The organism is Saccharothrix luteola (genome assembly GCF_020859565.1).
Lineage (GTDB): Bacteria > Actinomycetota > Actinomycetes > Mycobacteriales > Pseudonocardiaceae > Actinosynnema > Actinosynnema luteola.
The window spans coordinates 171759-196825 of sequence record NZ_JAJHUO010000002.1 but is presented as its reverse complement, the minus strand read 5'-3'; the positions used below and the strand labels follow the sequence as shown (position 1 = coordinate 196825).

At 72.9% G+C, this 25067-nt stretch carries 28 protein-coding genes; 12 read left to right on the top strand and 16 right to left on the bottom strand.

Features of this window, described 5'->3' with window-relative positions; translation table 11 throughout:
• The first annotated feature begins 298 nt into the window (after positions 1-298).
• The 10 genes from LNK82_RS02620 (at position 299) to LNK82_RS02575 (ending at position 9454) form a co-directional block, all read left to right on the top strand.
• A complete protein-coding gene (locus LNK82_RS02620) occupies positions 299-1900 on the top strand; it encodes an ABC-F family ATP-binding cassette domain-containing protein (RefSeq protein WP_230565276.1) in 1602 nt (533 codons plus the stop codon).
• Positions 1901-1983: 83 nt separating this feature from the next.
• A complete protein-coding gene (locus tag LNK82_RS02615) occupies positions 1984-2337 on the top strand; it encodes a GntR family transcriptional regulator (RefSeq protein WP_230565275.1) in 354 nt (117 codons plus the stop codon).
• The gene (locus LNK82_RS02610; protein ID WP_230565274.1) at positions 2334-3332 is read left to right on the top strand and encodes a hypothetical protein; all 999 of its coding nucleotides are present in this window, start codon (positions 2334-2336) and stop codon (positions 3330-3332) included. Before LNK82_RS02615 ends, LNK82_RS02610 begins: the two co-directional genes overlap by 4 nt.
• Positions 3329-4000 (top strand): nucleotidyltransferase domain-containing protein, encoded by a 672-nt coding sequence (locus LNK82_RS02605; protein WP_230565273.1) that lies wholly within the window; start codon positions 3329-3331, stop codon positions 3998-4000. Before LNK82_RS02610 ends, LNK82_RS02605 begins: the two co-directional genes overlap by 4 nt.
• A 62-nt stretch (positions 4001-4062) precedes the next feature.
• On the top strand, positions 4063-4341 hold the full coding sequence (locus LNK82_RS02600) for a hypothetical protein (RefSeq protein ID WP_230565272.1): 279 nt from the start codon (positions 4063-4065) through the stop codon (positions 4339-4341).
• 12 nt (positions 4342-4353) lie between these two features.
• The gene (locus tag LNK82_RS02595) at positions 4354-6150 is read left to right on the top strand and encodes a S8 family serine peptidase (protein ID WP_230565271.1); all 1797 of its coding nucleotides are present in this window, start codon (positions 4354-4356) and stop codon (positions 6148-6150) included.
• Positions 6151-6242: 92 nt separating this feature from the next.
• Positions 6243-6635, top strand: coding sequence for a hypothetical protein (locus tag LNK82_RS02590; protein WP_230565270.1), 393 nt, complete (start codon positions 6243-6245; stop codon positions 6633-6635).
• 120 nt (positions 6636-6755) lie between these two features.
• On the top strand, positions 6756-7466 hold the full coding sequence (locus LNK82_RS02585) for a ThuA domain-containing protein (RefSeq protein WP_230565269.1): 711 nt from the start codon (positions 6756-6758) through the stop codon (positions 7464-7466).
• The gene (locus LNK82_RS02580) at positions 7436-8542 is read left to right on the top strand and encodes a Gfo/Idh/MocA family protein (RefSeq protein WP_230565268.1); all 1107 of its coding nucleotides are present in this window, start codon (positions 7436-7438) and stop codon (positions 8540-8542) included. The genes LNK82_RS02585 and LNK82_RS02580 overlap by 31 nt, the downstream gene beginning before the upstream one ends.
• A gap of 51 nt (positions 8543-8593) precedes the next feature.
• Positions 8594-9454, top strand: coding sequence for an alpha/beta fold hydrolase (locus LNK82_RS02575; RefSeq protein WP_230565267.1), 861 nt, complete (start codon positions 8594-8596; stop codon positions 9452-9454).
• Positions 9455-9481: 27 nt separating this feature from the next.
• Here LNK82_RS02575 and LNK82_RS02570 read toward each other — a convergent pair whose 3' ends face one another.
• The 14 genes from LNK82_RS02570 to LNK82_RS02505 are packed head-to-tail and all read right to left on the bottom strand — an operon-like array spanning position 9482 to position 22252.
• Entirely contained in the window at positions 9482-9865 is a 384-nt protein-coding gene (locus LNK82_RS02570; protein WP_230565266.1) for a MerR family transcriptional regulator, read from the bottom strand.
• Positions 9866-9899: 34 nt separating this feature from the next.
• Entirely contained in the window at positions 9900-10796 is an 897-nt protein-coding gene (locus tag LNK82_RS02565) for a carboxymuconolactone decarboxylase family protein (RefSeq protein ID WP_230565265.1), read from the bottom strand.
• 34 nt (positions 10797-10830) lie between these two features.
• Positions 10831-12600, bottom strand: coding sequence for an acetyl/propionyl/methylcrotonyl-CoA carboxylase subunit alpha (locus LNK82_RS02560; RefSeq protein ID WP_230565264.1), 1770 nt, complete (start codon positions 12598-12600; stop codon positions 10831-10833).
• A gap of 47 nt (positions 12601-12647) precedes the next feature.
• Complete coding sequence (locus tag LNK82_RS02555) at positions 12648-12842, bottom strand: acyl-CoA carboxylase epsilon subunit (RefSeq protein WP_230565263.1); 195 nt, start codon at positions 12840-12842, stop codon at positions 12648-12650.
• A 12-nt stretch (positions 12843-12854) separates the two neighbouring features.
• On the bottom strand, positions 12855-14402 hold the full coding sequence (locus LNK82_RS02550; protein ID WP_230565262.1) for an acyl-CoA carboxylase subunit beta: 1548 nt from the start codon (positions 14400-14402) through the stop codon (positions 12855-12857).
• 25 nt (positions 14403-14427) lie between these two features.
• Positions 14428-15957 carry a class I adenylate-forming enzyme family protein gene (locus LNK82_RS02545; protein ID WP_230565261.1) on the bottom strand — a complete coding sequence of 510 codons (1530 nt, stop codon included), beginning with the start codon at positions 15955-15957 and terminating at the stop codon, positions 14428-14430.
• 25 nt (positions 15958-15982) lie between these two features.
• A complete protein-coding gene (locus tag LNK82_RS02540) occupies positions 15983-16900 on the bottom strand; it encodes an MBL fold metallo-hydrolase (RefSeq protein WP_230565260.1) in 918 nt (305 codons plus the stop codon).
• An 11-nt stretch (positions 16901-16911) separates the two neighbouring features.
• Positions 16912-17814 (bottom strand): aromatase/cyclase, encoded by a 903-nt coding sequence (locus LNK82_RS02535; protein ID WP_230565259.1) that lies wholly within the window; start codon positions 17812-17814, stop codon positions 16912-16914.
• Between the two features lie 14 nt (positions 17815-17828).
• Complete coding sequence (locus LNK82_RS02530) at positions 17829-18623, bottom strand: SDR family NAD(P)-dependent oxidoreductase (protein WP_230565258.1); 795 nt, start codon at positions 18621-18623, stop codon at positions 17829-17831.
• Complete coding sequence (locus LNK82_RS02525; RefSeq protein WP_230565257.1) at positions 18613-18861, bottom strand: acyl carrier protein; 249 nt, start codon at positions 18859-18861, stop codon at positions 18613-18615. Before LNK82_RS02525 ends, LNK82_RS02530 begins: the two co-directional genes overlap by 11 nt.
• Before the next feature lie 11 nt (positions 18862-18872).
• Positions 18873-20087 (bottom strand): beta-ketoacyl synthase N-terminal-like domain-containing protein, encoded by a 1215-nt coding sequence (locus LNK82_RS02520; RefSeq protein ID WP_230565256.1) that lies wholly within the window; start codon positions 20085-20087, stop codon positions 18873-18875.
• Positions 20084-21355, bottom strand: a complete 1272-nt coding sequence (locus LNK82_RS02515; protein WP_230565255.1) for a beta-ketoacyl-[acyl-carrier-protein] synthase family protein — start codon at positions 21353-21355, stop codon at positions 20084-20086. The genes LNK82_RS02520 and LNK82_RS02515 overlap by 4 nt, the downstream gene beginning before the upstream one ends.
• A gap of 37 nt (positions 21356-21392) precedes the next feature.
• Positions 21393-21806, bottom strand: a complete 414-nt coding sequence (locus LNK82_RS02510; RefSeq protein WP_230565254.1) for a nuclear transport factor 2 family protein — start codon at positions 21804-21806, stop codon at positions 21393-21395.
• On the bottom strand, positions 21794-22252 hold the full coding sequence (locus LNK82_RS02505) for a nuclear transport factor 2 family protein (protein WP_230565253.1): 459 nt from the start codon (positions 22250-22252) through the stop codon (positions 21794-21796). Before LNK82_RS02505 ends, LNK82_RS02510 begins: the two co-directional genes overlap by 13 nt.
• 511 nt (positions 22253-22763) lie before the next feature.
• On the opposite strand from LNK82_RS02505, the gene LNK82_RS02500 reads away from it, so the two are divergent.
• A complete protein-coding gene (locus tag LNK82_RS02500; protein WP_230565252.1) occupies positions 22764-23696 on the top strand; it encodes an AraC family transcriptional regulator in 933 nt (310 codons plus the stop codon).
• Positions 23697-23699: 3 nt separating this feature from the next.
• Here the strand turns inward: LNK82_RS02500 and LNK82_RS02495 are convergent, their stop codons facing one another.
• Both LNK82_RS02495 and LNK82_RS02490 read right to left on the bottom strand, forming a co-directional pair.
• Positions 23700-24164, bottom strand: coding sequence for an anthrone oxygenase family protein (locus LNK82_RS02495; protein WP_230565251.1), 465 nt, complete (start codon positions 24162-24164; stop codon positions 23700-23702).
• A 34-nt stretch (positions 24165-24198) separates the two neighbouring features.
• Positions 24199-24528: a hypothetical protein gene (locus LNK82_RS02490; RefSeq protein ID WP_230565250.1), complete on the bottom strand. Its 330-nt coding sequence runs from the start codon at positions 24526-24528 to the stop codon at positions 24199-24201.
• A gap of 72 nt (positions 24529-24600) precedes the next feature.
• Between LNK82_RS02490 and LNK82_RS02485 the strand changes: the two genes are divergently transcribed.
• A complete protein-coding gene (locus tag LNK82_RS02485) occupies positions 24601-25053 on the top strand; it encodes a MarR family transcriptional regulator (protein ID WP_230565249.1) in 453 nt (150 codons plus the stop codon).
• Positions 25054-25067 lie beyond the last annotated feature (14 nt).

Sequence of the window (25067 nt, the reverse complement as noted above, 5' to 3'; positions counted from 1 at the left end):
GGTCACCAGCAGTAGTAGTCGCGGCCGCCCCCCCCCGGCCCCGCCCCCCCCCCCCCCCCCCCGGGGGGGGGGGCCGACTTCGTCGTGCCCGGCACCTGGGACCCCGTCTTCCTGTCGGCAAGCCCACAGGCCCGCACGGCGAAATCCCGGTGCGGCGGGTCCGGGCCCTGACCTACCCTGGTGGACGTGATGCAGCACCTGTTCTTCCTCTGAGGGACGACGCCTCCACCGGTACCGCGGTTCGCGCTACCGGACTTCGTCCTTCCTGCTCATCACCTTCACCGGAGGCAGTCCCTTCATGTCGTCCCAGCTCACGCCCGCGCTCGTGCGCGCGGCTCACGTCCGCGCGTCCGACGTGCACCTCTCCTTCGGCGGCCGGCCCGTGCTCGCCGGGGTCGACCTCGTCGCCGCCGCCGGTGACCGGGTCGCCGTGGTCGGCGAGAACGGCCGCGGCAAGACCTCCCTGCTCCGGGTGCTCGCCGGCGACCTGCCCGCCGACCGCGGCGAAGTGCGCCGCGCGGGCTCGATCGGCGTCGCCGACCAGCAGCTCCCGCTCGGCCCCGCCGCCACCGTCGGCGACCTGATCGACCTCGAACTGGCCGCCGTTCGCGAGGTCCTGGCCCGCTTGGAGCGCGCGACCGGCGCGCTCACCGACAACCGTCCCGGCGCGGACGACACCTACGCCACCGCGCTCGCCGAGGCCGAGGCGCTCGACGCGTGGGACGCCGACCGGCGGGTCGAGGTCTCGTTGGCCGCGCTGAACGCCGTGGACGACCGGACCCGACCGCTCGGCACGCTGTCGGTCGGTCAGCGGCACCGCGTGCGGCTCGCGTGCCTGCTCGGCGCCGGGCACGCCGTGCTGCTGCTGGACGAGCCGACCAACCACCTCGACGCGGGCGGGCTGGACCACCTCACCGAACGGCTGCGCGCCCACCCGGGCGTGGTCGTGCTGGTCAGCCACGACCGGGCGCTGCTCGCCGACGTGGCCACGACGGTGGTCGACCTCGACCCGTCCAGCGACGGCCGGCCGCGGGTGTACGGCGGCGGCTACACCGCCTACCTCGACGCCCGCCGGGCCGAGCGGGCGCGGTGGGAGGCGCTGCACGACGAGCAGGTCGCCGAGCGGCAGCGCCTGGCCGACGACCTGTCCGCGGCGCAGAACCGGCTGCGCGACAACTGGCGCCCCGCCAAGGGGCACGGCAAGCACAGCCGCGCGACCCGCGCGCCCGGCCTCGTGCGCGCCGTGCACCGACGGCAGGAGGAGCTGAGCGCGCACGTGGTGGAGGTCCCGCCGCCGCCGACCCGGTTCGCCATGCCGGAGCTGCCCGAGCACCGAGGCGCGACCCCGCTGCGGGCTGACGGCGTCACCGTGGCCGGGCGGCTCGCCCGCCCGATCGACCTGGCGTTGGACTCCGGCGACCGGCTCGTGGTCACCGGACCCAACGGCGCGGGCAAGTCGACGTTGCTGTCCGTGCTGGCGGGAGAGCTGGCGCCGACCACGGGAACGGTCACCCGCGCCCGGGCGGCGCGGATCGGGCGGTTGGGCCAGGAGTCCGACCCGCACGGTCGGCGCACGGCGGCGGAGCTGTACGACGAACAGCTCGCGCGGTCGGGTGTGACGGGGCCGGGTCTGGGCGAGTTGGGCCTGCTCGACGGCTACGACCGGGGTCGACCGGTGGACGAGCTGTCGGTCGGCGCGCGGCGGCGGCTCGACCTGGCGCTGGTGCTGGCGGCCCGTCCGCACGTGGTGCTGCTGGACGAGCCGACCAACCACCTGTCGGCCGCGTTGGTGGACGAGCTGACCGCCGCACTCGCCTCCACCCCGGCCGCGGTGGTGATCGCCACGCACGACCGGCAGCTGTTGCGCGACACGGAATCGTGGCCACGGCTGGCCTTGTGACACCGCCGGTCACTCGTGGCGACCTTTGCTCGAACGGGGGAAGCCGGTTGACCAATCATGAGTTGTTCTATAAGAATTAGAACATGCTCTTCAGGGTCGACCACACCAGCAGCACCCCGCTGGGTGACCAGATCGCCGCGTGCGTGCGGAACGCCCTGATCAGCGCCACCCTGAGCCCAGGGGAGCGACTCCCGCCCGCCCGGGAGCTCGCCTCCTCGCTCGGGGTGAACATGCACACCGTGCTGCGGGCCTACGCGACCCTGCGGGACGAAGGGCTGATCGAACTGCGGCGCGGCCGCGGCGCGGTCGTCACCTCGACCGCGACGGAAGAGCGGGCACGGCTGGCCGACGCGGTGCGCGAGGTCGCGGTGGCGGCCCGGCGGATCGGCATGGGCGCCGACGAGGTCGTCGTCCTGATCAGGGAGGCGTTCGCGTGAACCAGGTGCTGCGATGGCTGACCGGCTTCGTCCTCCTGCCCGGCGCCGTGCTGGGCGCCACCGCCGCGGTGGTGTCGGGCTGGGTCGGCAGATTGCCCGAACGGATCCCCAACAAGGGCGGCGGCGGCCGGCCGGTGCTCAGCACGCTGGCCACCGAGCCCTTGATCACCGTCGGGCTCGGGGTGATCACCGGCCTGTGGGTGCTGGGGGTGGTGGCGTTCTTCCTGGCCCGGCTGCTGCCCGCACCGGCCGTGCACTGGGCGCGCACCGTGGCGCAGCTCGTGGTGGCGGTGCTGGTCACCGCGTTGAGCGGCGCCCTGCTCCTCGTCCTGACCCCGGCCCTGGACGCGCGGAGCCCCGAGGAAGTTCGGGCGCCGTCGACGCCCCTCGTCGTCGGGCTGCCTGTGGCGGTGCTGGCGGTCGGCGCGCTCGCCTTCTGGTTGGCCGGGCGGCGTTCCACCGGACTGCCCGCGGCCGGTGCGCCGCCCGCGGACGTCGCCCGGATCCCGCTCGCCGACGGGGAGCGGGTGTTGTGGAGCGAGCAGCGCGTGCTGCGCCTGGTGGTGTGGGCCGCCGCCGGCCAAGCGCTGCTCGGGGTCGTGATGGCGGTGGTGTTCGGGCTGTGGCTGGGCGTCGAGTTCGCGCCGGTCGGTCTGGTCGCGGTGCTCACCGCCGGGGTGACGCTGGCGGGCAGCCGGTACCGGCTGGCGGTGGACGAGCACGCGGTGCGCGTGGCCATCGGGCTGTTCCGGCGCGAGTTCCCCCTGACCGCCGTCGAGCACGCCACGAGTTCCCCGCTGTCCACCGACGACTGGCTGGTGGCGGGGGTGCTCCACGGCTACGGCACCATGATGGCGCCCGCCCCGGGCCCGGCCGTGCGACTGGTGTTCGCCGACGGCAGCAGGTTCACCGTGGGCTGCGAGGACGCCGACACCCTGGCCGCGCTGATCAACGGCCTGCGTCACCGCCGGCACCCGGCCCCGCCTGGACGATGAGCGAGCAAGTGCCCGCCGGTGGAGTCGAGCTGTCACCCGCCGAGATCGACGCCCTCGACGCGAGGTGGTCGTCCAGCTGGACCCCGGACGCCGTCGCGCGGCACCTGGCCGGGATCGCCACGCCCTGGTGCGTGGCCGCCGGCTGGGCGCTGGACCTGTTCCTCGGCGCCCGGACGCGCCCGCACGGGGACATCGAGATCGCGATCCCGGCCGCCGCCTTCCCCGAGGTGCGCGCCCGCTTCCCCGGCTACGCCTTCGACGCCGTGCGCAGCGGCCGGATCTGGGCGGACGCCGCACCGGACGTCCTGGCCGCCACGCACCAGACCTGGCTGCGCGACCCGGCCACCGGCGACTACCTGCTCGACGTGTTCCGCGAACCGCACGACGGCGACACCTGGATCTGCCGACGCGACGAGGCGATCCGGCTCCCCTACCGCGACATCATCCGCCACACCCGCGACGGCATCCCGTACCTGGCGCCCGAACTCGTGCTGCTGTTCAAGGCCGCGCACGCTCGCGGGAAGGACCAGGCGGACTTCGACAACACCGTCCCGCACCTCTCCCCGGCGCAGCGCCGGACCCTCGCCGAACTCCTCGCCCGCGTGCACCCGGGACATCCCTGGCTCGTCGACCTCCGGCCCGTCCCGGGTCGCCCGTTCGGGTGCTAACGCCGACTCCGAACAGCCGATACCCCGAGTAGAGGTGCAGGCAGGGAGGTAGCGTCGCCGACGTGGAGCCCAGGCGCGGGGTCGTCACCCCGGAACTGGAGCGGTGGAGCCGGGACGCCGACGACGGCGACCGGCGGACCGCACTGGTCCGGCTGCGCGGCGGAGCGGAGGTCGGGCAAGCGGCCGAACGGCTGACGTCGCTCGGCATGGAGGTCACCAGCACCGGCCCCGGCTCCGTCATCGGCGCCGTCTCGCCACCCGCGCTGCGCCGGATCGCTCGGGAGACCTGGGTGCTCGCCGTCGAAGGACCCCGAACCCTCAGGTCGCTCCAGCACGACTGAAGGGTGGGGGCGATGGAACCCAGACGTGACACGGTCCTGGACGCGCGGTTGCGCCGGGCGGCGGCGTTCGCGGACTCGGACCTGCCGGCGGGAACGAGCATCGGGGCACGTGCGCTCGACGTGGCGGGCCGGGCGGCCGACCTGCGCCGGACGACGGTGAAGCTGCTGGTGCGGTCGGCGGAGTCGGCGTCGGTCGAGGGTTGGCTGGCTGGAGTGGGCGGCCACGTGCTGTCCACGCCGCCGGACCCGGCCTCGTCCGGTCAGGTGGTGGTGCTGGCGGTCGTCCCGATCACCGCGCTGTCCTCGCTGGACCGCCAGCCGTGGCTGCTGCGCGCCGAGGCGCCGAAGGAGATGTTCACCCGCATGGACCGGGCGCGCGGCCCGGTGACCGGCGTGGACGCGCTCCAGGCCGCGCACGGCGACCTCACCGGCGCCGGGGTGCTGCTGGCGGTGGTGGACACCGGTGTCGACTGGGCGCACCCGGACTTCCGCCACGACGACGGCACCACCCGCCTGGAGCGGTTCGTGCACGCCCACGTCCCCCAGGGCTCGGACGAGTCCACGTTCGACGTGTTCGACGCGGGCGCGATCGACAAGGCGCTCAACGGCGGTCCGCCCATCCCGACCGGCGACCCGGGCGGCCACGGCACGCACTGCGCGTCCATCGCGGCCGGCAACGGGCGCGGCACGGCGGACCGCAGGTTCCGCGGGGTGGCCCCGGAGGCGTCCCTGATGGGCGTGCGCGCCGAGCCGCTGCTGGACGTGCACATCATCGAAGGCATCCGCCAGGCGTTCGACCTGGCTGGCGACCGGCCGGCCGTGGTCAGCCTGAGCCTGGGCGGCCACTTCGGCGCCCACGACGGCACGTCCGCGATCGAGAACGAGATCGCGCGCGCCACCGGCCCCGGCCGGATCGTGGTCGCGGCGGCCGGCAACGAGGGCGAAGACGGCGTGCACGCCCAGGGCCGCCTGGTCGTCGGCGAGGAGTTGACGTTCACCGTGCGGGTGCCCGACACCGGCCTGGTGTTCTGCGACGTGTGGATCCCGCGCGGCGACGAGGTCGACGTGTTCGTGGAGACGCCCAGCGGGACGAGGTTCGAGCCCAACACGGGCGAGACGTCCACACCGGACGGCGCGTTCGTGGCGGACTTCGTGGAGAACCCGGTCAACCGCGAGCAGAACCTGACCTTCCTGATGATCGACGGCACGGTCGACGAGCGGTGGACCATCCGCATCACGCCGCTCTCCGTGGCGCACGGCGAGGTCCACGCGTGGGCGGGCTCGGTGGACGGCGGCCGGCTGATGTTCCCCGGCGCGCCCTTGGAGGGCTACTCGATCGGCATGCCGGCGACCGAGGAACGAGTCATCGCGGTCGGTTCTCTCACTTCTCGCAACAAGTTCGAGGGTCCCCAGGGCGACTCGACGCTGCCGGGGCTGGCGGTGGACGCCCTGTCCTCGTTCTCCAGCCAGGGACCCACGCGCATCGGCGTGCAGAAGCCGGACGTCGTCGCGCCCGGCCAGGTCGTGACCGCGGCCCTGTCGGCGGGCTCGGACATGGCGACGTCGCCCCGCTTGGCGGCGCGGCGACACCCGTCGGGGAAGTACGTCACCATCCAGGGCACCAGCATGGCGACGCCCTTCGTCGCGGGCGTCGTGGCCCTGATGCTGCAACGGGAACCGAGGTTGACGCCGGAGGAAGTCCAGCAACGCCTGCGCGTCACCGCTCGTCGGGACGCCACGACGGGTCCGGTGTGGAACCCCCGCTACGGCTGGGGGAAGCTGGACGCCGAGGCCCTCTTCCGCTCCTGACCCACACCTCCCGGCGACGTGCGAGCACCGCGGTCGGCCCATCGCTCCCGGCGATCGGCTAAACTCATCGCACGTTGAATTGAGGGGGTGCCATGAACTTCGCCAGGCTGCTCGTCGCCCACGGCATCGTCACGCTGGCCGCCGGGATCGTCCTGGTCGCCGCGCCCGCCGCCATCCCGGCCGCGGTCGACGTCCAGGTGCCGGGCGGCGCGTTCCTGGTCCCGTACCTGCTGGGCGCGGCGGAGATCGCGTTCGCGGTCCTCTCGTTCGGCGCCAGTCGGCTCACCGACCCCCGGGCGCTGCGACTGGTCGCCGTCACCTTGATCGTGTTCCACCTGACGACGGCGGCCGTCGAGGCGTACGCGTTCTTCCAGGACCGGGCCGCCGTCGGGGTGTGGATCAACGTCGGGGTGCGCCTGGCCGTATCGGCGCTCCTCGGGTACTACGCCACGCGCGCGGTCCGTGCCGGACAGCCCTCGGCGTAGCGAGATGTCGACATCCGGGCGGGGATCCCGGATACGATCAAGTCGGGTGGGCCGAGTCCGGTGCCGACCCGTCGCCGCCGCGGACTCGGAGGCGTCGAAGAGCGGTTTCGTGGGGGTGGCGTGAGACAGCCGAAGGCGCTCGTGGTCCGTGGTGGGTGGGAAGGTCACCGGCCGGTCGAGGCGACCGGGTTGTTCATCCCGTTCCTCGAACGCGGCGGCTACGCCGTTCGGGTCGAGGAGTCGACCGAGGTGTACGCCGACGCCGCCGAGATGGCCGACACCGACCTGGTCGTGCAGTGCGTGACGATGTCGGAGATCGCCGGCGACGAGCTGGCCGGGCTGCGCGCGGCGGTCGAGGCGGGCACCGGCTTCACCGGCTGGCACGGCGGCATCGCGGACTCGTTCCGCGCCTCGTCGGACTACCTGCACCTGGTGGGCGGCCAGTTCGCGACGCACCCCGGCAAGCCGCGGTCCGAGCGCACGGGCGGGCCGGAGGACAACTTCCTGCCGCACACCGTCAACATCACCCCGCTCGGCCGCGAGCACCCGATCACCGCGGGCATCGAGGACTTCGAGCTGGTCACCGAGCAGTACTGGGTGCTGCACGACGACCTGATCGACGTGCTGGCCACCACGACGCACCCGGCCCAGGAGTGGCAACCGTGGCACCGCCCGGTCACGTGTCCGGCGATCTGGACCCGCCAGTGGGGCGCCGGCCGGATCGTGGTCACGACCCCGGGGCACAGCCTGGACGTGCTGGAGCACCCCGGCGTCCGCACCGTCATCGAGAGGGGGATGCTGTGGGCGACCCGCACCGCGTCGGCATCGTAGGTCTCGGGGTCATCTCCCGCGCCTACCTGGACACGCTCGGCGCCCACCCCGCGGTGCGCATCACCGCGGTCGCCGACCTCGACGCCGGCCGGTCGGCCGCGGTCGCCGCCGCGCTCCCGAGCGCCGAGGCGGTCAGCGTCGAGGACCTGCTCGACGGGTCGGACGTCGACACGGTGCTCAACCTCACCACTCCCGCCGCGCACGCCGGGATCGCGCTGCGCGCCGTCGACGCGGGCAAGAACGTGTTCGGCGAGAAGCCGCTCGCCGTGACGTTCGCGGACGGCCGGGCGATCATCGACCGGGCCGCGGCGGCCGGTGTCCGGGTGGGTTGCGCCCCCGACACGGTGCTCGGCACGGGCACGCAGACGGCGCGTGCGGCGATCGACGGCGGGCTCATCGGACGCCCGCTGTCCGCGTCGGCCGTGATGGTCACGCCGGGGCACGAGCGCTGGCACCCCAACCCCGACTTCTACTACACCGCGGGCGGCGGTCCCCTGCTGGACATGGGGCCGTACTACATCTCCGCGCTGGTCCACCTGCTCGGCCCCGTGCGCGCGGTGATCGGCGCGGCGGGTCGCCTGCGCGACGAGCGCGTCATCGGGTCCGGTCCCCGGACGGGTCAGCGGATTCCGGTCGAGGTCGCCAGCCACGTCTCCGGCGTGCTCGAACACGTCAGCGGCGCGCTCTCCACCATCACGACGAGCTTCGACGGCGTGACCACCACCGCCGTGCCGATCGAGGTGCACGGCGAGACCGGGACCCTCGCGGTCCCGGACCCCAACCACTTCGACGGCGTGACCCGGCTCTTCCCGCTCGGCGGCGCCGAGTGGGAGGCGCTGCCGCCGAGCGCGGGCTACGCCGGAGCCGGTCGCGGCATCGGCCTGCTCGACCTCGTCACGGCCGGTGGACAACGGCTGCCGCGCGCGGGCGGGGACCTCGCGTTGCACGTGCTCGAAACGATGACCGCCGTGCTGCGCGCCGCGGAAGAAGGACGGAGGATCGACCTGACGACCACGGTCGAGCGACCGACACCGGTTCCGCTCACGCCCGCGGAGGAGTGGTCGCCCCACCGCTGACGGGCGGGTCACCGGAGCCGTTGTGGTCGGTCGGCCTTGCTACGGTGACGCATGCTTTCACTGCGCGCCAACGGTGTCGAGCTCGGTGTGGAGTTCTTCGGTCGTGACGGTGATCCGCTGGTGCTGCTGGCCGGTGGCACGACGATGCTGTCCTGGCCGGACGCGCTGTGCGAGCGGTTGGCGGCGGGCGGACGTCGGGTGGTGCGCTACGACTTGCGCGACTGCGGCGGCTCCACGACCGTCGACCCGGAGGCGCCGGGCTACGCGCTCCGCGACCTCGCCGCGGACGCGGCGGCGCTCGTCGGGGCGCTCGGCGCCACCACCGCGCACCTCGGCGGTTTCGGCGTCGGCGGCATGGTCGCGCAGGTCGCGGCACTCGACCACCCGGGGGTGTTCTCGGCGCTGACCCTGGTCGGGACGCGCCCGGTCGCGCCGGGCCCGGTGGACGAGGACCTGCCCGATCACCACCCGGCGGCGATGGGCGCGCTGTTCTCCCTCCCCAGGCCCGACTGGAGCGACCGGGCCGCGGTCGCCGCGTTCGGCGCCGACCGGGCGGCGCTGCTGGGCGACGACCCCGAGCAGGCGCGCGCGACCGCCGCGCGGATCTGGGACCGCACACCGTCGAAAACCACCGCCGCGCACGAGGCGAACCAGCTCGGGATGGTGTTCGCGCGACTCGACTGCGCGCCGCGGTGGCGCGAGCGGCTCGGCGACCTGACCGTGCCGACGCTGGTCGTGCACGGCCGCGAGAACCTGTTCTTCCCGGTCGGCAACGGCGAAGCCCTCGCCGCCCAGATCCCCGGCGCGCGGTTGCTCGTCTTGGACGACGCGGCCACCGCCCTCCCCGACACCGCCGCCGACCAGGTCGCCGCCGCGATGCTCGACCTGCCGACCACGCCGTCGGACGCGTGACCGCCGAAGACGACCGAGCAGTGCGGGTCAGTGCCCGCCAGGGGCGCTCAGCGTCCGGTAGTGGTCGATCTTCGCGTCCAACGACGCCAGGCTGTCGGTGAGCTCGGCGATCCGCCGCCGGACCGCGTCACGGTGCCGTTCCAGCAGCTCCAAGCGTTCCGGCGCGGTCACGTCGCCCCGCCTGCGCAGCTCGGCGAAGCGCCGCATGTCCCGGATGGGCATGCCGGTGGTGCGCAGGCGGGTGAGGAAGCCGAGCCAGGCCAGGTCGGCGCTGCGGAAGCGACGCCTGCGGTCCGGGCCGCGACCGACCGGGTCGAGCAGGCCGATCCGCTCGTAGTAGCGCAACGTGTGGGCGGTCAGGCCGGTGACCTCGACCGTTTCCGCGATGGACAGCACGCTCGTGTCGTTCACGCGGTCGACGGTAGGAGTTGGAGCGCGCTCGAAGTCAACCCGGCAGTTGCCCGAACACGTCCCTGGCCGCGGTCACGGCGTTCAGCACGCGGGGGAAGCCGGCGTAGGGCACGACGTGGATCAGCGCCTCGACCACCTGGCCCCGGCTCAGGCCCACGCGCAGCGCGGCGCCGAGGTGCACCCGCAGCTGCGGTGCGGTGTCGCCGAACGCGGTCAGCGCGCCGATGGTCACCAGCTGCCGCTGCCGCAGGTCCAGTCCCGGCCGGGCGTACACGTCGCCGAACGCGAACTCGACCACGTAGCGACCGAGGTCGGGTGCGATGTCCCGCAACGACTCGATCACGTCCAGCCCGTGCTGCCCGTCGACCTCCACCAGCTTCTCCACGCCACGCGCGTAGCGGTCCCGCTCGTCGGTCTGCACCGGCGGCCGGAACGCGGTCCCCCGGTCGGCGAACACCTCCCGGGCGGCCTGCACCGCGTTGAGCGCCCTGGGGAAGCCCGTGAACGGGACGATGTGGATCAACGCCTCCACGACCTCGACGGGGCTCAGCCCGACCCGGAGCGCCGCGTCGAGGTGGAACCGGAGCTGCGACGCCGTGTCACCCTGCGCGGCCAGGGCTCCGATGGTCACCAGCTGCCGCTGCCGCAGGTCCAGTCCCGGCCGTGCGTAGACGTCGCCGTAGGCGAACTCGACGATGTAACGGCCGAGATCCGGTGCGACGTCCGACAGCGACTTGATCACCTCGGCGCCGCGGTCACCGGAGACCTGCCGCAGGACGGCCATACCCCTGGCGTACCGGCCCGACGCCGCCGACGCCTCCGACGCCGCCGATGCTTGCGGCGCGGTCGCCACCCCGGCGGCCCCGATCAGCGCACCGGCGGCCAGCAGCGAACGTCGATTGACAGCGGTGCCGCGTTCTGACTTGGTCATGCCGGCGACGCTAGGTCTTCGCGCGCGCTCGAAGTCAACCGTCACCGCTCCCGAGTTGCGCCAGCACGGTCCCCCGGGTGACCGACGCGCCCGGCTCCGCGGTCAGCCCGGTGATGACGCCGGCCTTGTGCGCGGTGACGGGGTTCTCCATCTTCATCGCCTCCAGCACCAGGACGAGGTCACCGGCCTCGACCTGCTGCCCCTCGGACACCGCGACCTTCACCACCGTGCCCTGCATCGGCGCGACGATCGCGTCGCCGGACACGAGGGTCATGCCGCCGGTGCGCTTGCGCGCGGTCGCGCGGGGTTGGTTGGCGGGCGTCACGGCCGGTGCCGCGCCGTCCACGAGGGTGGTGAAGTCGGCGGGAAGGGACACCTCGACGCGCCGGCCGTTCACCTCCACGGCCAGCCGCCGGCGCGAGGGTTCCTCGGCGGTGGCCGGTTGCGGGTGCGGCTCGACCGGGTTGTGCCACTCGGTCTCGATCCACTTGGTGTGCACGTCGAACGAACCCCGCCCGGCGAACGCCGGGTCGTCCACGACGTGGCGGTGGAAGGGCAGCACGGTGGCGATCCCCTCGACGTCGTACTCGCGCAGCGCGCGGCGCGCCCGGCGCAAAGCCTGCTCGCGGGTGGGACCCCACACGACGAGCTTGGCCAGCATCGAGTCGAACTGCCCGCCGACCACGCTGCCCGCGACCACGCCCGAGTCGACCCGGACACCCGGACCGCCCGGTTCGCGGTAGCGGGTGATCCGGCCGGGCGTGGGCAGGAAGCCCCGGCCGGCGTCCTCCCCGTTGATCCGGAACTCGAACGCGTGCCCGCGCGGCGCCGGGTCCTCGGTCAGCTCGAGCGGGTGCCCCTCGGCGATGCGGAACTGCTCCAGCACCAGGTCGACGCCGGTGGTCTCCTCGGTGACCGGGTGCTCGACCTGCAAGCGGGTGTTGACCTCCAGGAACGACACGGTCTCGCCCTGGACCAGGTACTCCACCGTGCCGGCCCCGGAGTACCCGGCCGCCAGGCAGATCGCCTTGGCCGAGTCGTGGACCAGTCGCCGCTGCTCGTCGGTCAGGAACGGCGCCGGCGCCTCCTCCACCAGCTTCTGGTGCCGTCGTTGCAGCGAGCAGTCACGCGTGCCGAGCACGACGACGTTGCCGTGCCGGTCGGCCAGCACCTGCGCCTCCACGTGCCGGGCCCGGTCCAGGTACCGCTCGACGAAGCACTCGCCGCGACCGAAGGCGGTGACCGCCTCCCGGGTCGCGGACTCGAACAGCTCCGGGATCTCGTCGAGGGTGCGGGCGACCTTCAGACCGCGCCCGCCACCGCCGAAGGCGGCCTTGATCGCGACCGGCAGGCCGTGCCGCTCGGCGAACTCGACGATCTCCCGCGCGTCGGCGACCGGACGGCCGGTGCCCGGGACGAGCGGGGCGCCCACTTGCTCCGCGATCCGCCGCGCGGTCACCTTGTCGCCGAGGTCCCGGATGGCCTGCGGGCTCGGCCCGATCCAGGTCAGGCCGGCGTCGAGGACGGCTCGGGCGAAGTCCGCGTTCTCCGACAGGAAGCCGTAGCCCGGGTGGACCGCGTCGGCGCCGCACCGCCGCGCGACCTCCAGGATCCGGTCCGCGGACAGGTAGGACTCGGCGGCGGTCCGACCGCCCAGCGCGAACGCCTCGTCGGCGAGCGACGCGAACGGCGCGTCGGCGTCCGGTTCGGCGTACACCGCGACGGAGGCGATCCCCGCGTCGCGCGCCGCCCTGATCACCCGGACCGCGATCTCGCCCCGGTTGGCGATGAGAACCTTGTGCACCTGCGACTCCCTCTCTGTGCTCGGGTCGGTCCGCTCGGACCGACCAGCTACCCCGCGCTGCGCCAACTGTTGGGCGGCACGAACACCGCGGCCCGCTCCGGGTACAGCCATCGCGGCGCGGCCAGGGGCCGCACGTCGTCCGGTGGTCGCCGGCCGGCCAGGCACAGCACCGTCACCAGGGCGCCCAGTTCGAACTCGTCGAGCGTGCCGGACTCGATCCGCAGGACCGTCTCGTCGACCATGGCCGTTGCTCCCTACAGAGGTGTGTTGCCGTGCTTGCGCATCGGCAGGTCGGCGTGCTTGGCACGCAACATCTCCAGGCCGCGGACGAGCACCTGCCGGGTGTCGGCCGGGTCGATCACGTCGTCGACGAGTCCGCGCTCGGCGGCGTAGGAGAGGTGCATGAGCTCGGCGCGGTACAGGTCGATCTTCTGCTGCCGGACCGCCTCGCGGTCGCCGTTCGCGGCGGCGATGTCGCGCCGGAAGATGATGTCGACGGCCGCTTCCGGGCCCATGACGGCGATCTCGTTGCCCGGCCACGCCAGGACGAGGTCCGCGCCGATCGAGCGGGAGTCCATGACGATGTACGCGCCGCCGTAGGCCTTGCGCACGATCACCGACATGCGCGGCACCGTGGCGTTGCAGTAGGCGGCCAGCAGCTTCGCGCCGTGCCGGATGATGCCGTCGTGCTCCTGGCCGACGCCGGGCAGGAAGCCGGGCACGTCCACGAACGTGACGATGGGGATGTTGAAGCAGTCGCAGGTCTGCACGAACCGCGCCGCCTTCTCCGACGCCGCGATGTCCAGGGCGCCGGCCAGCACGGAGGGCTGGTTGGCCACCACTCCCACGACGTGGCCGCCCAGCCGGGCGAACCCGCAGATGACGTTGGTCGCCCACCCCTCCTGCACCTCCAGGACGAACCCGTCGTCGACGACCTCCTCGATGACCGCCCGCATGTCGTAGGGCCGGTTGCCGTCGGCGGGCACCAGCTCGTGGAGCCCTTCGGCACGGCGGTCGACCGGGTCGGCCGCCGGCAGGGCGGGCGGTTGCTCCCGGTTGTTGGCGGGCAGCATCGACAGCAGCAGCCTGACGTCCTCCAGGCACGACCGCTCGTCGTCGTAGGCGAAGTGCGCGACGCCGGAGAGCCGGTTGTGCACGTCCGCGCCACCGAGCTCGTCCATGGTGACCCGCTCGCCGGTCACCGTCGCCACGACGTCCGGCCCGGTGAGGAACATCTGGGAGATGCCGCGGACCATGAACGTGAAGTCGGTCAGCGCCGGGCTGTACGCGGCGCCGCCGGCGCACGGGCCGAGCATGACGCTGATCTGCGGGATGACGCCGGACGCCTTGGCGTTGCGCCGGAAGATCCCGCCGAACCCGGCGAGCGCCGTGACGCCTTCGTGGATGCGGGCTCCGGCGCTGTCGTTGAGCGACACCAGCGGTGCGCCGGCCGCCACGGCGAGGTCCATGACCTTGTGGATCTTCTCCGCGTGCGCCTCGCCGACCGCGCCACCCAGGATGCGGAAGTCCTGCGCGTAGACGAAGACCGTCCGACCGAGCACGGTGCCCCAGCCGGTCACCACGCCGTCGGTGAGCGGGCGGTGGTCCGCCCGGCCCAGACCGGCGTGCCGGGCGCGGCGCAGGCCCTCGATCTCCTGGAACGACCCCTCGTCGAGCAGCAGCGCGATCCGCTCGCGGGCGGTCAGCTTGCCCTTGCCCCGCTGCCGCCGTGCGGCTTCGTCATCGTCGTCGAGCAGTTCGCGCTTCAGCTCGACGACCTTCCCCAGCGCGTCGTGCGCCATGTGTCCCCCCTCTTGGTGCGCGCCGTCAGGCGGGCAGCCGTTTCTGCTGTGCGAGTGCGACGAGCGCCGCCTTGTCGACCTTGCCGTTGGCCAGGCGGGGCAGGGACTCCACCACCGTCAGGACGTCCAGGTCCGCGGTGGGCAGGTCCGGTGCGGTGTCGGCGGTGGTCCGGACGAACCCGGCGAGCCGGGCCGGGGCGCCGTCGGTCGCGGGCACGCCCACCACCGCGCACTCCGCCACGTCCGGGTGGGCTTCGAGCGCCCGGCGGACCGACGACGGCGAGATGACCTCGCCGCCCTTGCGGACCAGGTCTCCGATGCGGTCGATCACGGTCAGCAGGCCGTCCGCGGACACCGTGCCGTAGTCGCCGGTCGGGAACCAACCGGGCCTCACGGGGATCACGCCCGAGCCGTCCAGGTAGCCCTGCATGACGATCGGGCCCGAGACCCAGACCTGCCCGGCCACCCCGATCGGCGCGGGCTGCGCGGTCGGGTCGTCCAGCGCGGCGATCCGGACCGCGACGTCCCGCACGGGCGCGCCCACCGAGCCGACCCGGTCGTGGCCGGCGCGTTCCGTGCTGACCAGCGACGTGGTCTCTGACAGCCCGTAGCCCTGCCGGCACGGGATGCCGAGCGTGGCGCCGATCCGGGTGGCCGCCTTCTCCGACAACGCGGTGCTGCCGGAGCCGACCATGCGCAGGTGCCGGACCCGCGCCGAGCCGAACGCCGGGTCGGCCGCCAGCTGCTCCAGCCGCACGGGCAGGGAGTACAGGTGGGTCGCCCGCGCCTCGTCGGCGGCGAGCACCGAGTCGAGCACCCGGCGATGACCGACCAGGACCTGCCGGACGCCGGCCAGCACCGACGCGTTCATGTGCATCGGGTAGAAGATCGGCCTGCTGTGCGCGAGCCCGCCCGAGGCGGCGAGCCCGTGGGCGTCGGCGAGTTGGGCGGCGTTGGTCAGGACGTTGCGGTGGCTGTAGGCGACCGCCTTCGCCCGACCGGTCGACCCGCTGGTGAACATCAGCGCGGCGGTGTCGTCCGGCAGCGCGGGCGCCGCGCCGGCCCGCAGCCGGAGCAGCCGGCCGAAGTCGACCCGGACCTCCTCCTGGACCAGGTCGAGCAGCCCCTGCTCGGCCAGCTTGGCGCGCAGGGCGTCCAGCCCGGCCTCGGCGACCAGCACCGCCGAGGGCATCGCCAGCCGCAGCACGTGGGCCACGGCCGGCGCGGGCAGCAGCGGGTTGATCGGCGCAACGACGTTGCCGCTGCGGATCGCCCCGTAGTAGTAGGCCGGGAACACCGGGTCGAGGTCGGCCACCAGACCGACCACACCGCGACCCGGCGCGGTCGCGCCCAGCGCCCTGGCCACCGAGGACGCCACGACGTCCCAGTCCCGGAAGGTCAGGGTGTCGGCACCGACCTGCACCGCCGGCCGGGCGGCACCGGCGCGGACGGCCTCGGTCAGCAAGGTGTCCACGGCGGCCGGTCGCGGGTCGGGCAGCGGCTCGGCCGCCACCCAGGACCGCCCGGCGGCCGGCCAACGCATCGTGTCGTCCATGACGTCCCCCATCACCCGTTCGTCCTCATGCCAAGCACTCCGGCAACCCGCCGTTGAGCGCGACCATCTCCGCGAACACCGCGACGACGTCCATCGGCGCGCCCGGCGCGGCGCCGTCGAGCTCGGCGTACGCGCGGTGCAGGTTCGCGACCAGCCGTTCCGGCTCGCCCCACCGGGCGAACTCGTCCGGGTCCGCCCGCTCGGCGACCGCGGCGGGGGTCAGGCCGTCGCGCCGCCCCTGCCTCGCGACCCCGTCCAGCCAGTCCAGGTACCGCTCGGTGTCGTCCAGCAGCCCGGGGCCGCCGACCGGTCCGTGGCCCGGCACGACCACCCTGGGCCGCAGGTCCCGCAGCGCCCCGACCGCGGCGCGCATCCCGGACACGGACCCCATCAGCAGGAACGGGGTGCGGCCCGACATGATCACGTCACCGGCGAACAGCACGCGTTGCTCCGGCAGCCACACGACCGTGTCGCCGCGGGTGTGCGCCGGCCCGACGTGGATCAGCTCGACCGTGCGGCGGCCGTCGTGCAGGACGAGCCGGTCCTCGTAGGTGATGTCGGGCAGCCGCACCGCCGGCTCACCCCACCGGACGTCCGGCCACAGTCCGGTCAGCCCCAGGCCGCTCGCGGCCATCTCCCGGCCCGCCTCCACGTGCGCGACCACCTTCGTGCCCGTCGGGAAGCGGCAACCGCCGAAGACGTGGTCACCGTGGAAGTGCGTGATGACCAGGTGGTCGATCGGCTGCGGGGCCAGGGCCCGGACCGCGGCGAGCTGCGCCTCGGTCCGGTCCCGGGTGGCGCACGTGTCGATCACCGTGGTGCCCTCCGCCCCCACGAGGACACCGCAGTTGTTGACGCACCAGCCGCCGTGCTCCTGGAGGTAGGCGAACACCCCCGGCGCGAGCTCCACCGGCGTCGGCGCGGGTGGCAGGTCGATCCGCACGCGTGACACGGTCAGACCCCCTCCAGCAGCGACTTCGCGATCAGCATCGTGGCCATGCTGTTGGCGCTGAGCGCGTCGCGCGCCTTGGCCAGGTTCGCCGCGGTGCTCGCCCGGTCCCCGGCGACCTCCGGCCGCAGCCGGATCGTGTGCTCGGAGGTGAGCACGGTCTCGCCCTGCCCGGCCCGGATGGTCCAGCTGCCCAGGTGCAGGTCGAGCAGCGGCGGCAGGTCGAGCTGCTTGTAGCCGATGCGGCTGGTGCCCTCGGTGATCCGGATGGACATCGTCTCGTGCTCGCCCACCTTCGACAGGGTCGTCATCCGCAGCGACTGGACGTCCTGCGTGCCGTAGTCGTCCAGCCGCACGGCCGCGACGTGCGGCAGCCGGTCGGTCCAGTGCTCGGCCTCCCAGAGGAACGCGTGCACCGCCTCGGCCCCGGCGGCGATCCGGACCGAGTCGGCGAACGTCCGGACCTCGCCCGTCCCCCGCTCGGCGACGGCCTTGACGTTGGCCAGTTCGGTCCGGCTGTTCTCGTCGGTGACCTTCTCGATCCAGGCGAGCGCCTCCGGGTCGTCGTCGACCGCCGAGAACGTGTGCAGCAGCCGGAGGTGGGTCCGCCCGGGGCCGTCCTCCTCGACGACCCAGGTGCCGCTCATCGACGCGATCGGCGGCGCGGGCACCGCCTGGCGGAAGGTGATCCGGTTCGACCCGGGGTCGAGCTCGCGCACCGAGGTCCACGATTTCACCTCATCGCCCGCGCTCGCCCAGATCCGGAAGGTCTCCGTCGTGCCGCGGTGCTCGACGTGCGTGACCTGGATGGTCGGCTCGAACAGCTCGGGCCAGCGCTCGGCGTGGGCGAGCAGGGCGTAGACCTCGCGGGGACCGGCGTCGATCCTGATGTCGTGCGTGGTGTCCATTGCGTGCCCTCGCGTCAGTAGTTGCCCAACCCGCCGCAGACGTTGAGCGCCTGGGCGGTGATGGAGGCGGCCAGTGGGGTGGTGAGGTACTCGACGAGGCCCGCGACCTCGTCGGGCGTGCTGTAGCGGCCGAGCGGGATCTTGGCCTCGAACTTGGTCAGGACGTCGGCCGCGGACACGTCCCAGATCCGGGCGTAGTTCTCCCGGACGTGCTGCGCCATCGGGGTTTCGACGTAGCCGGGGCACACGGCGTTGACGGTGATGCCGGTGCCGGCCAGCTCCAGGCCCAGGGCCTTGGTGAAGCCCACCACGCCGTGCTTCGAGGCGCTGTAGGGCGCGCCCAGGACGACGCCCTGCTTGCCGCCCGTCGAGGCGATGTTGATGATCTGGGCGGCTGCGCGCGTGGTCATCCCGCCGGTCGTCAGCACGTGCCGCGACATCAGGAAGACGCTGCGCAGGTTGGTGTTGACGACGTTGTCCCACAACTCGGTCGACAGGCCGCTGGTGACGCCGCCGCCCGGGATGCCCGCGTTGTTCACCAGGGTCGTGACCGGCCCGAACGCCGCCACGCCCGCGGCCACGAAGGACTCGACCTGCGACTCGTGCCGCACGTCGCACGACTGCCCGTCGGCGGTGATGCCGAGCTCGGCGAGGTCCGCGACGGTCTCCTTGACCCGCCGCGAGTCCCGGGCGCCGAGGAACACCCGGTAGCCGGCGGCGCCCAGCCGCTTGGCGATCGCCAGGCCGATCCCGCTCGTGCCGCCGGAGATCAGCGCGACCCGGTCGTCGGTGGTGTGCTCAGGCAGCATCGCGCTCCTCCTCGATCACGTCGAGCAGGGCGGCCGGGGTCTTGGCGTGTTCCAGGACGTCGTCGTCGAGCTGGACCCCGTGCTCGCGCTTGAGGAGGTTCAGCACCTCCAGCAGCGCGATGGAGTCGAAGCCGATGTCGTCGAACGAGGTGTCCGGGTTGACGTCGGTCGCGAGGTCGAGGGTCTCGTCCTCGCCCGCCACCTTGCGGAGCACCGCGGTCAGGGTGTGGATGTTCATGGCGTTCTCCCTCAGTCGGAGTCGAGTTCGGTGTGCGGCTTCGTCAGCACCATCGCCGAGTTGAAGCCGCCGCGGCCCCTGGCGAGCACCAGGACCGTGCGGACCCGGCCCGGGGCCGGGTGGTCGACGACGTGCAGCGCGCTCGCCGCGTCGGAGAGCTGGTAGCGCGGTGTGGGCGGGACGACCTGCCTGGCGATCGCCAGGCACGCCGTCGCGACGTCGAGCGCGCTGCCCGCGCAGCCGAGCCGGCCGATGCCGGTCTTCGGCACGGTCACCGGGACGCCTCCCGGGCCGAACACGGCGTTGATCGCCCGCGCTTCGCGGTCGTCCATGTCGCGGGTGCCGAACCCGTCGGCGAACACCGCGTCGACGTCGCCCGGGTCCACCTCGGCGTCCCGCAGCGCGACGCGGATCGCGCGCTCCAGGCCGCGGCCGTCCCGCGCCACGCCGTCGAACGTGGACGCGAAGCCCGCGATCTCGGCGTAGGCCGCGCGCGAACCGGCGCGATCGGGTCGTTCCACGGTCATGATCGCCCCGCCCTCGCCGGACACGAAGCCGTCGGCGTGCGGCGAGAACGGCCGGTACGCGGTGCGCGGGTCGGGGTCGGTCGCCATGAGCCCGGCGCTGGTGTAGGCCGACCAGCCCCACGGGCAGAGGTTGGTGTCCACGGCGCCGGCGAGCACGAGCTCGCAGTCGTGCCGCAGCTGCCGTCGTGCCTGGCCGATCGCCTCCATGCCACCGGTGTCGTCGGTGACCAGCGCGCGGGCGGCTCCCCGCAGGTTGTGCCGGATGGAGATCTGGCCGGTGTTGACCGCGTAGAACCAGGCGAACGACTGGTACGCGCTGACGTGGGCCGGGCCCTGCGACCACAGCGCCTGCATCTCCTTCTGCGCGAACTCGAACCCGCCGCCGTTGTTCGCGGTCACCACCGCCGAGGCGTGCTCGGGGTAGGTGCCGTCCGGGATCGCGGCGTCGTCGAGCGCGTCGCGGGTGGCGATCAGCGCGAACTGGGTGACGCGGTCGGTCTGCGGCAGCAGCCGGACGGGCAGGTGGTCCCTCGGGTCGAACCCCGAGTGCTCCCCGGCGATCCCGGTGGCGTACTTGCCGCCGTCGAACCGGGTGATCGGGCCGATCGCGTTCGCCGACTCCAGCAGCGCGGCCCAGTACGGGTCGACGCCGATGCCGAACGGCGTGATGACGCCCAGGCCCGTGATGTGCGGTCTCATCGCGTCGCACCCGCCTTCGAGATGATCATCGCGCTCTGGAACCCGCCGAACCCGCTGCCCACGCTGAGCACGTGCTCCGGGGCCGCTTCCCGGGCGTGGACCGGGATGTAGTCGAGGTCGCACTCGGGGTCGCGCTCGGTCCAGTTGGCGGTGGGCGGCAGCAGCCGGTGCCGCAAGGCCAGCAGGCAGGCCGCGATCTCGATGGAGCCGATCGCGCCCAGCGAGTGGCCGACCATCGACTTGATCGAGCTGACCGGGGTGCGGTAGGCGTGCTCGCCGAGCGCGAGCTTGAACGCGGCGGTCTCGTGCCGGTCGTTCTGCTTGGTGCCCGATCCGTGCGCGTTGACGTACCCGATGTCGGTGGGCGCGAGACCCGCCTGGGCCAGGGCCGCGGTGATCGCGGCCGCCATCTCCACGCCGTCCGGGCGCAACCCGGTCATGTGGTAGGCGTTGCACCGGCTCGCGAAGCCCGACAGCTCGCCGTAGATCGGCGCTCCTCGCCGGCGGGCCGACTCCAGCTCCTCGATGACGAACATCGCCGCGCCCTCGCCGAGCACGAACCCGTTGCGGCTCTTGTCGAAGGGCCGCAACGCCCGTTCCGGCTCGTCGAACCGCGGGGTCGTGGCCTTGATCGCGTCGAAGCAGGCGATCGTGATGGGCGAGATCGGCGCGTCGGACGCGCCGCACACGGCCCGGTCGATCGTCCCCTCCCGCACGAGCTCGACCGCGTGCGCCACGGCGTCGAGCCCGGAGGTGCACCCGCTGGACACCACCGAGACCGGCCCTTCCGCGCCGACCTCGACGGCCAGCTCGGCGGCGATGGAGCTGGGGATGTAGTAGTCGTAGTAGTGCGGGCTCGCCTTGGACTCGTCCACTTCCCAGGCGCTGCCGTGCCCGCTCATCCGCACGTACTCGGACTCCAGGGCCGGTGTCGACCCGACCGCGGTCCCGATCACGACGCCGGTCCGCCCCGGATCGCCCTGGCCCAGGTCGATCCCGCTGTCCTCGACCGCCTCCCTCAGGGCGACCAGCGCGAACTGGCCGACCCGGTCCAGCCGCGCCACCTCGGCGGCGCTCAGGCCGCACGACGCCGGGTCGAAGTCGACCTCGGCCGCGACCCGCGACCGGAACGGCGTCGGATCGACCAACGTCATGATCCGGGTGGCGGTGCGCCCCTCGGAGATCAGGTTCCAGAAGTTCTTCCGCCCCGGTGCGCCGGGCGCCACGACACCGATGCCGGACACCACGACCCTTCGATTGCCCCTCATGCTCAACCCCACGTCCCCCCTCGAGATCAACGATTGGTCAGTTCGGTTTCGCGGTCCGCGACACGACCCGGTGTCCCGCGATCCCCTGGACCCGGAGCAGGTCCGCGAACTCGATCACCCCGGTGATGCGCGAGCCCTGGCCCACGACGGACTCCACCGCCAGCACCGTGCCCCGCACCCGGATGTCGTCACCGGTCGACGTGATCGCGCAGTTCGCCATGAAGTGCCGCTGGACCGCGCCGCGCGCGGACCTGGCGTCCCGCAGGACCTGGCTGTGCTCGACGATCCGGGCACGTCCCCGCAGCGTCCGCAGACCGTCGATCACGAACTCCGCGTCCGCGTCGAACGTGTCGCCGTAGGCGTCGAAGTCACCGCGGTCGAGCGCGTGGACCTGGTCGGCGTAGAACTGCTCGACCGCGGTCCGGTCGTCCCCGCCCATCACGACCGCCACGGCTTGTCGTCGCGGGTCACCTTGCGGGCCCGGACCTGCCAGCGGTCGTCGCGCCGCACCAGGACGTCCTCGCAGAGCGTGCTGGCGTAGATGACGGGCGGTGTGCCCGTGCCGCTCTCGACGACGAGGACGTAGCTGCTCGCCCGCGCCAGCGTGGCGGTGCGCGGCACGACCCGCAGCATCGACACCAGGTGCCGGTGGGTGATGCCGTCCCGGGCCCGCTGCTCGACGCCGGCCGCGGCCGCCGCCTCGATCTCGTCGCGCCCGTGCACGAGTCGGTCGAATCCGCTCGCCGCGAAGGTCGCTTCAGGCACGAAATCCGCGGCGAACGCGGCCGTGTCGCCCCGGTCGAGCGCAGCCATGTGGTTCACGTAGAACCGGGACAGTTCCTCGTGCAGCGCCACCTCCGCCCGAGCGGGCGGTCGGATCATTTTCAAGGTCGTCATGTGCCACCGGATTCGGTCGTCGGTCGTTCATGGCGGTAAGCCGGAGGTTCGGCTCGTCAATGTTGTCGGCGACGTTATGGCGCGGTTCGCGGCGGCGGCAATCGTCTTGCACTGGAGTTCGCCAATCCTGCACTCCTGTTCACCTCGCGTATCGGGTCCCGGGCACTGGAGAGAGTCGACGCAGGTCGGAGGCCCGTACCGGCACGCGCACGCGTGCCCGACCGAGGAAGTGGCGATCTTTGTCGACCACCACGCGAAGTGCGACCACCGGCTGTTCTGAATAATTCTCATTATCTGCCACATCCCGCAGGCCACGACGCCGTGGCGCACCGAAAACCGATCTTGCCGCAGTTCTCGCGATTCACCCGCGCTCGACGGCGTTCTTGGCTACGATGACCTGGTCCGACGACCACTGCGACACTGGTGCGGGGAGGTACCAATGCGCGAGGGAGCTTCTGGGGGGCAGGTCCCGGCGGAGCGTTCAAGATTCATCAGGATTCACAACCGGAACGTGGATCCGGTCGAGCGGCTCGACTATTGGAATGAGCTGACCGAGAGCACGCGGTACGGCAAGAGCGGGATGCCGTTGATTGTGGCCGAGCCGAGTTTCCAGGCCGATTACACCGGGCACTGGGTCGGCGAGGCGGGCGTGGTGGCCGGCCGGATGGACGCGGGGGCGTTCCTGGTCGATCGCAGCCGGGCGGACGGCATCGACAGCGGGCGCGTGCAGCTCATCCTCTCGGGCAGCAACGGGGCGCGGATCGACGCGCGGGACTCCGCGCACGAGATCGGTCCCGGCTCGCTCTACCTCCAGTTCCACGACGAGCCGCGGCGCGTCCTGTGGGACAAGCCGGACCGGCAGCTGATCGTGGACATCGACTCGTCGCGGCTGACCGTGGACGCCGAGGTGCTCCGGCGCGCGATGTTCTCGCCGCTGCCCGTCGACCGGGACCTGGTGGACCTGTTCGTCCAGTCCGCGACCAGGATCCTGCACACACCGCGGTGCGCGACCCCGGCGGCCGGGCCGTTCCTGGTCAGCCTGGTCGAGCTGCTGGTGCGCAGCGCGCTGGGCGACGACGTCGAGCTGACGGAGACCGGGCCCGCGCTCCGAGGGCGGGCGCTGGCCGTCATGCGGGAGAACCTCTCGCGCACCGACCTCAGCGCGGAGGACGTGGCGGCGGCCCTGAACATCTCGCGGCGCAGCCTGTTCCAGCTCTTCGACGACGGGACGCCGCCCATGACGGTGCTCCGCCGGATGCGCATCGCGCGCGCCCAGGAGATCCTCGGCGACGGCAGGCGGGACGACCTGACCATCGCGCAGGTCTCCCGGTTGTGCGGGTTCGGCACCTCGCGCGGGTTCAACAACGCGTTCCTGCGGGAAGCCGGCCAGCGACCCACCGACTACCGCCGCAACCGCGGCGCGCCGTCGACCACCGAACCCTGAGGACTACTTCAGCTGCGCCACCGGCACGACGGCGGCGGCGGCGAACCCCGCAGTGGCCACGACCGTCCTGATGAGGTGGAAGCGGCGCCAGCTGTCGCGGTGCGCGGACCACGAGTCCGGGATGGAGCCGACCCAGCTGTCCGCCAGGACGTTCAACGGCACCAGGGTCGTGACCGTGAGGATGATGCCCGCCAGCATCGCCACCGCGGCGAGGACGCCGGCGATCAGCACGACCGGGTCCTTCCTGAAGCTGAGCACCACGACCGCGCTCGACGCCAGCATCCCCACCACGAACAGCGGTGGCACGAACCGCCCGTAGTCCCGGTTCACCGCCTGCCAGTACGACACGTAGGCGCTCGGGCCCATGGAGGCGACCCCCGGGTTGAACGCGATGCCGAAGCACAACCCGGCGTACAGCCCGGTGGCGAGCAGCGACAGCACGATGGAGATCGCGTAGATCGACTTCACCCCGGGCACCTTCCTCTCGGACCCGTCCAGTCCACTACAGGATGGCGATCCCGGCGACCGCATGGATCACCGCCAGCACCGCGCCGCCGCCCATCAGCCCCTTCTCCTTGCGCCAGACGCCGATGCCGACGTCGATCAGCTGGATCGCGGCGGCGACGAAGAGCAACCAGGCGACCCCGCTCCCCCGCTCGAACCAGGGCAGGACCGCGGCGACGAGGCCGAGCGGCACGGCGCGCGCCGCGTACATGTAGGCGTAGAACCGCTCGGCGGCCGAGGTGGTCGTGGAGCCGCTCATGGACGCCGGCCGGGCTCCTGCCGCCGCGGCGAACCCCACGCTGAGCAGCGCGGCCAGTGTGTTCAACACGAGTAGGACGGTCATTGTGTCACCCCTGAATTGTGTACTCACTCAACTGTTGAGCGATGCTACAGTACCGACATGGAAGCGACAACGCACCCGGAAGGGCGACTCTCCGACTCGGTGGCCTTTCGGCTGACCGTGCTCGGAGCGGTCGTGCAGAAGGAGTTCGCGCTGCACCTCAAGGAGGCGGGGCTGACGCCGAAGCAGCTCGGTGTGCTCGACGTCGTCGACCGCGGGCTGGCCCGCACGCAGGACGACGTCGCCACGCTCATGCAGGTCACGCCCGGCATGGTCGTGCGCCTGGTCGATCACCTGGAGCAGCGCGAACTGCTCCGGCGCAGGCGGGACCCGATCAACCGGCGACGGCACATCCTCACCGTCACCGAGGGCGGCACCCGGGTCCTCGCCGAAGCCACCGCCTTCGCCGCCACCGTGGACGCCCGCCTGGTCGCCACCACCGGCCCGGCCCTGGCCGGCCGGCTCGACGAGGCCCTGACCGCGCTGATGCGCCCCCTCACCGGCGACGGCTGACGTCGGTGAGGGGG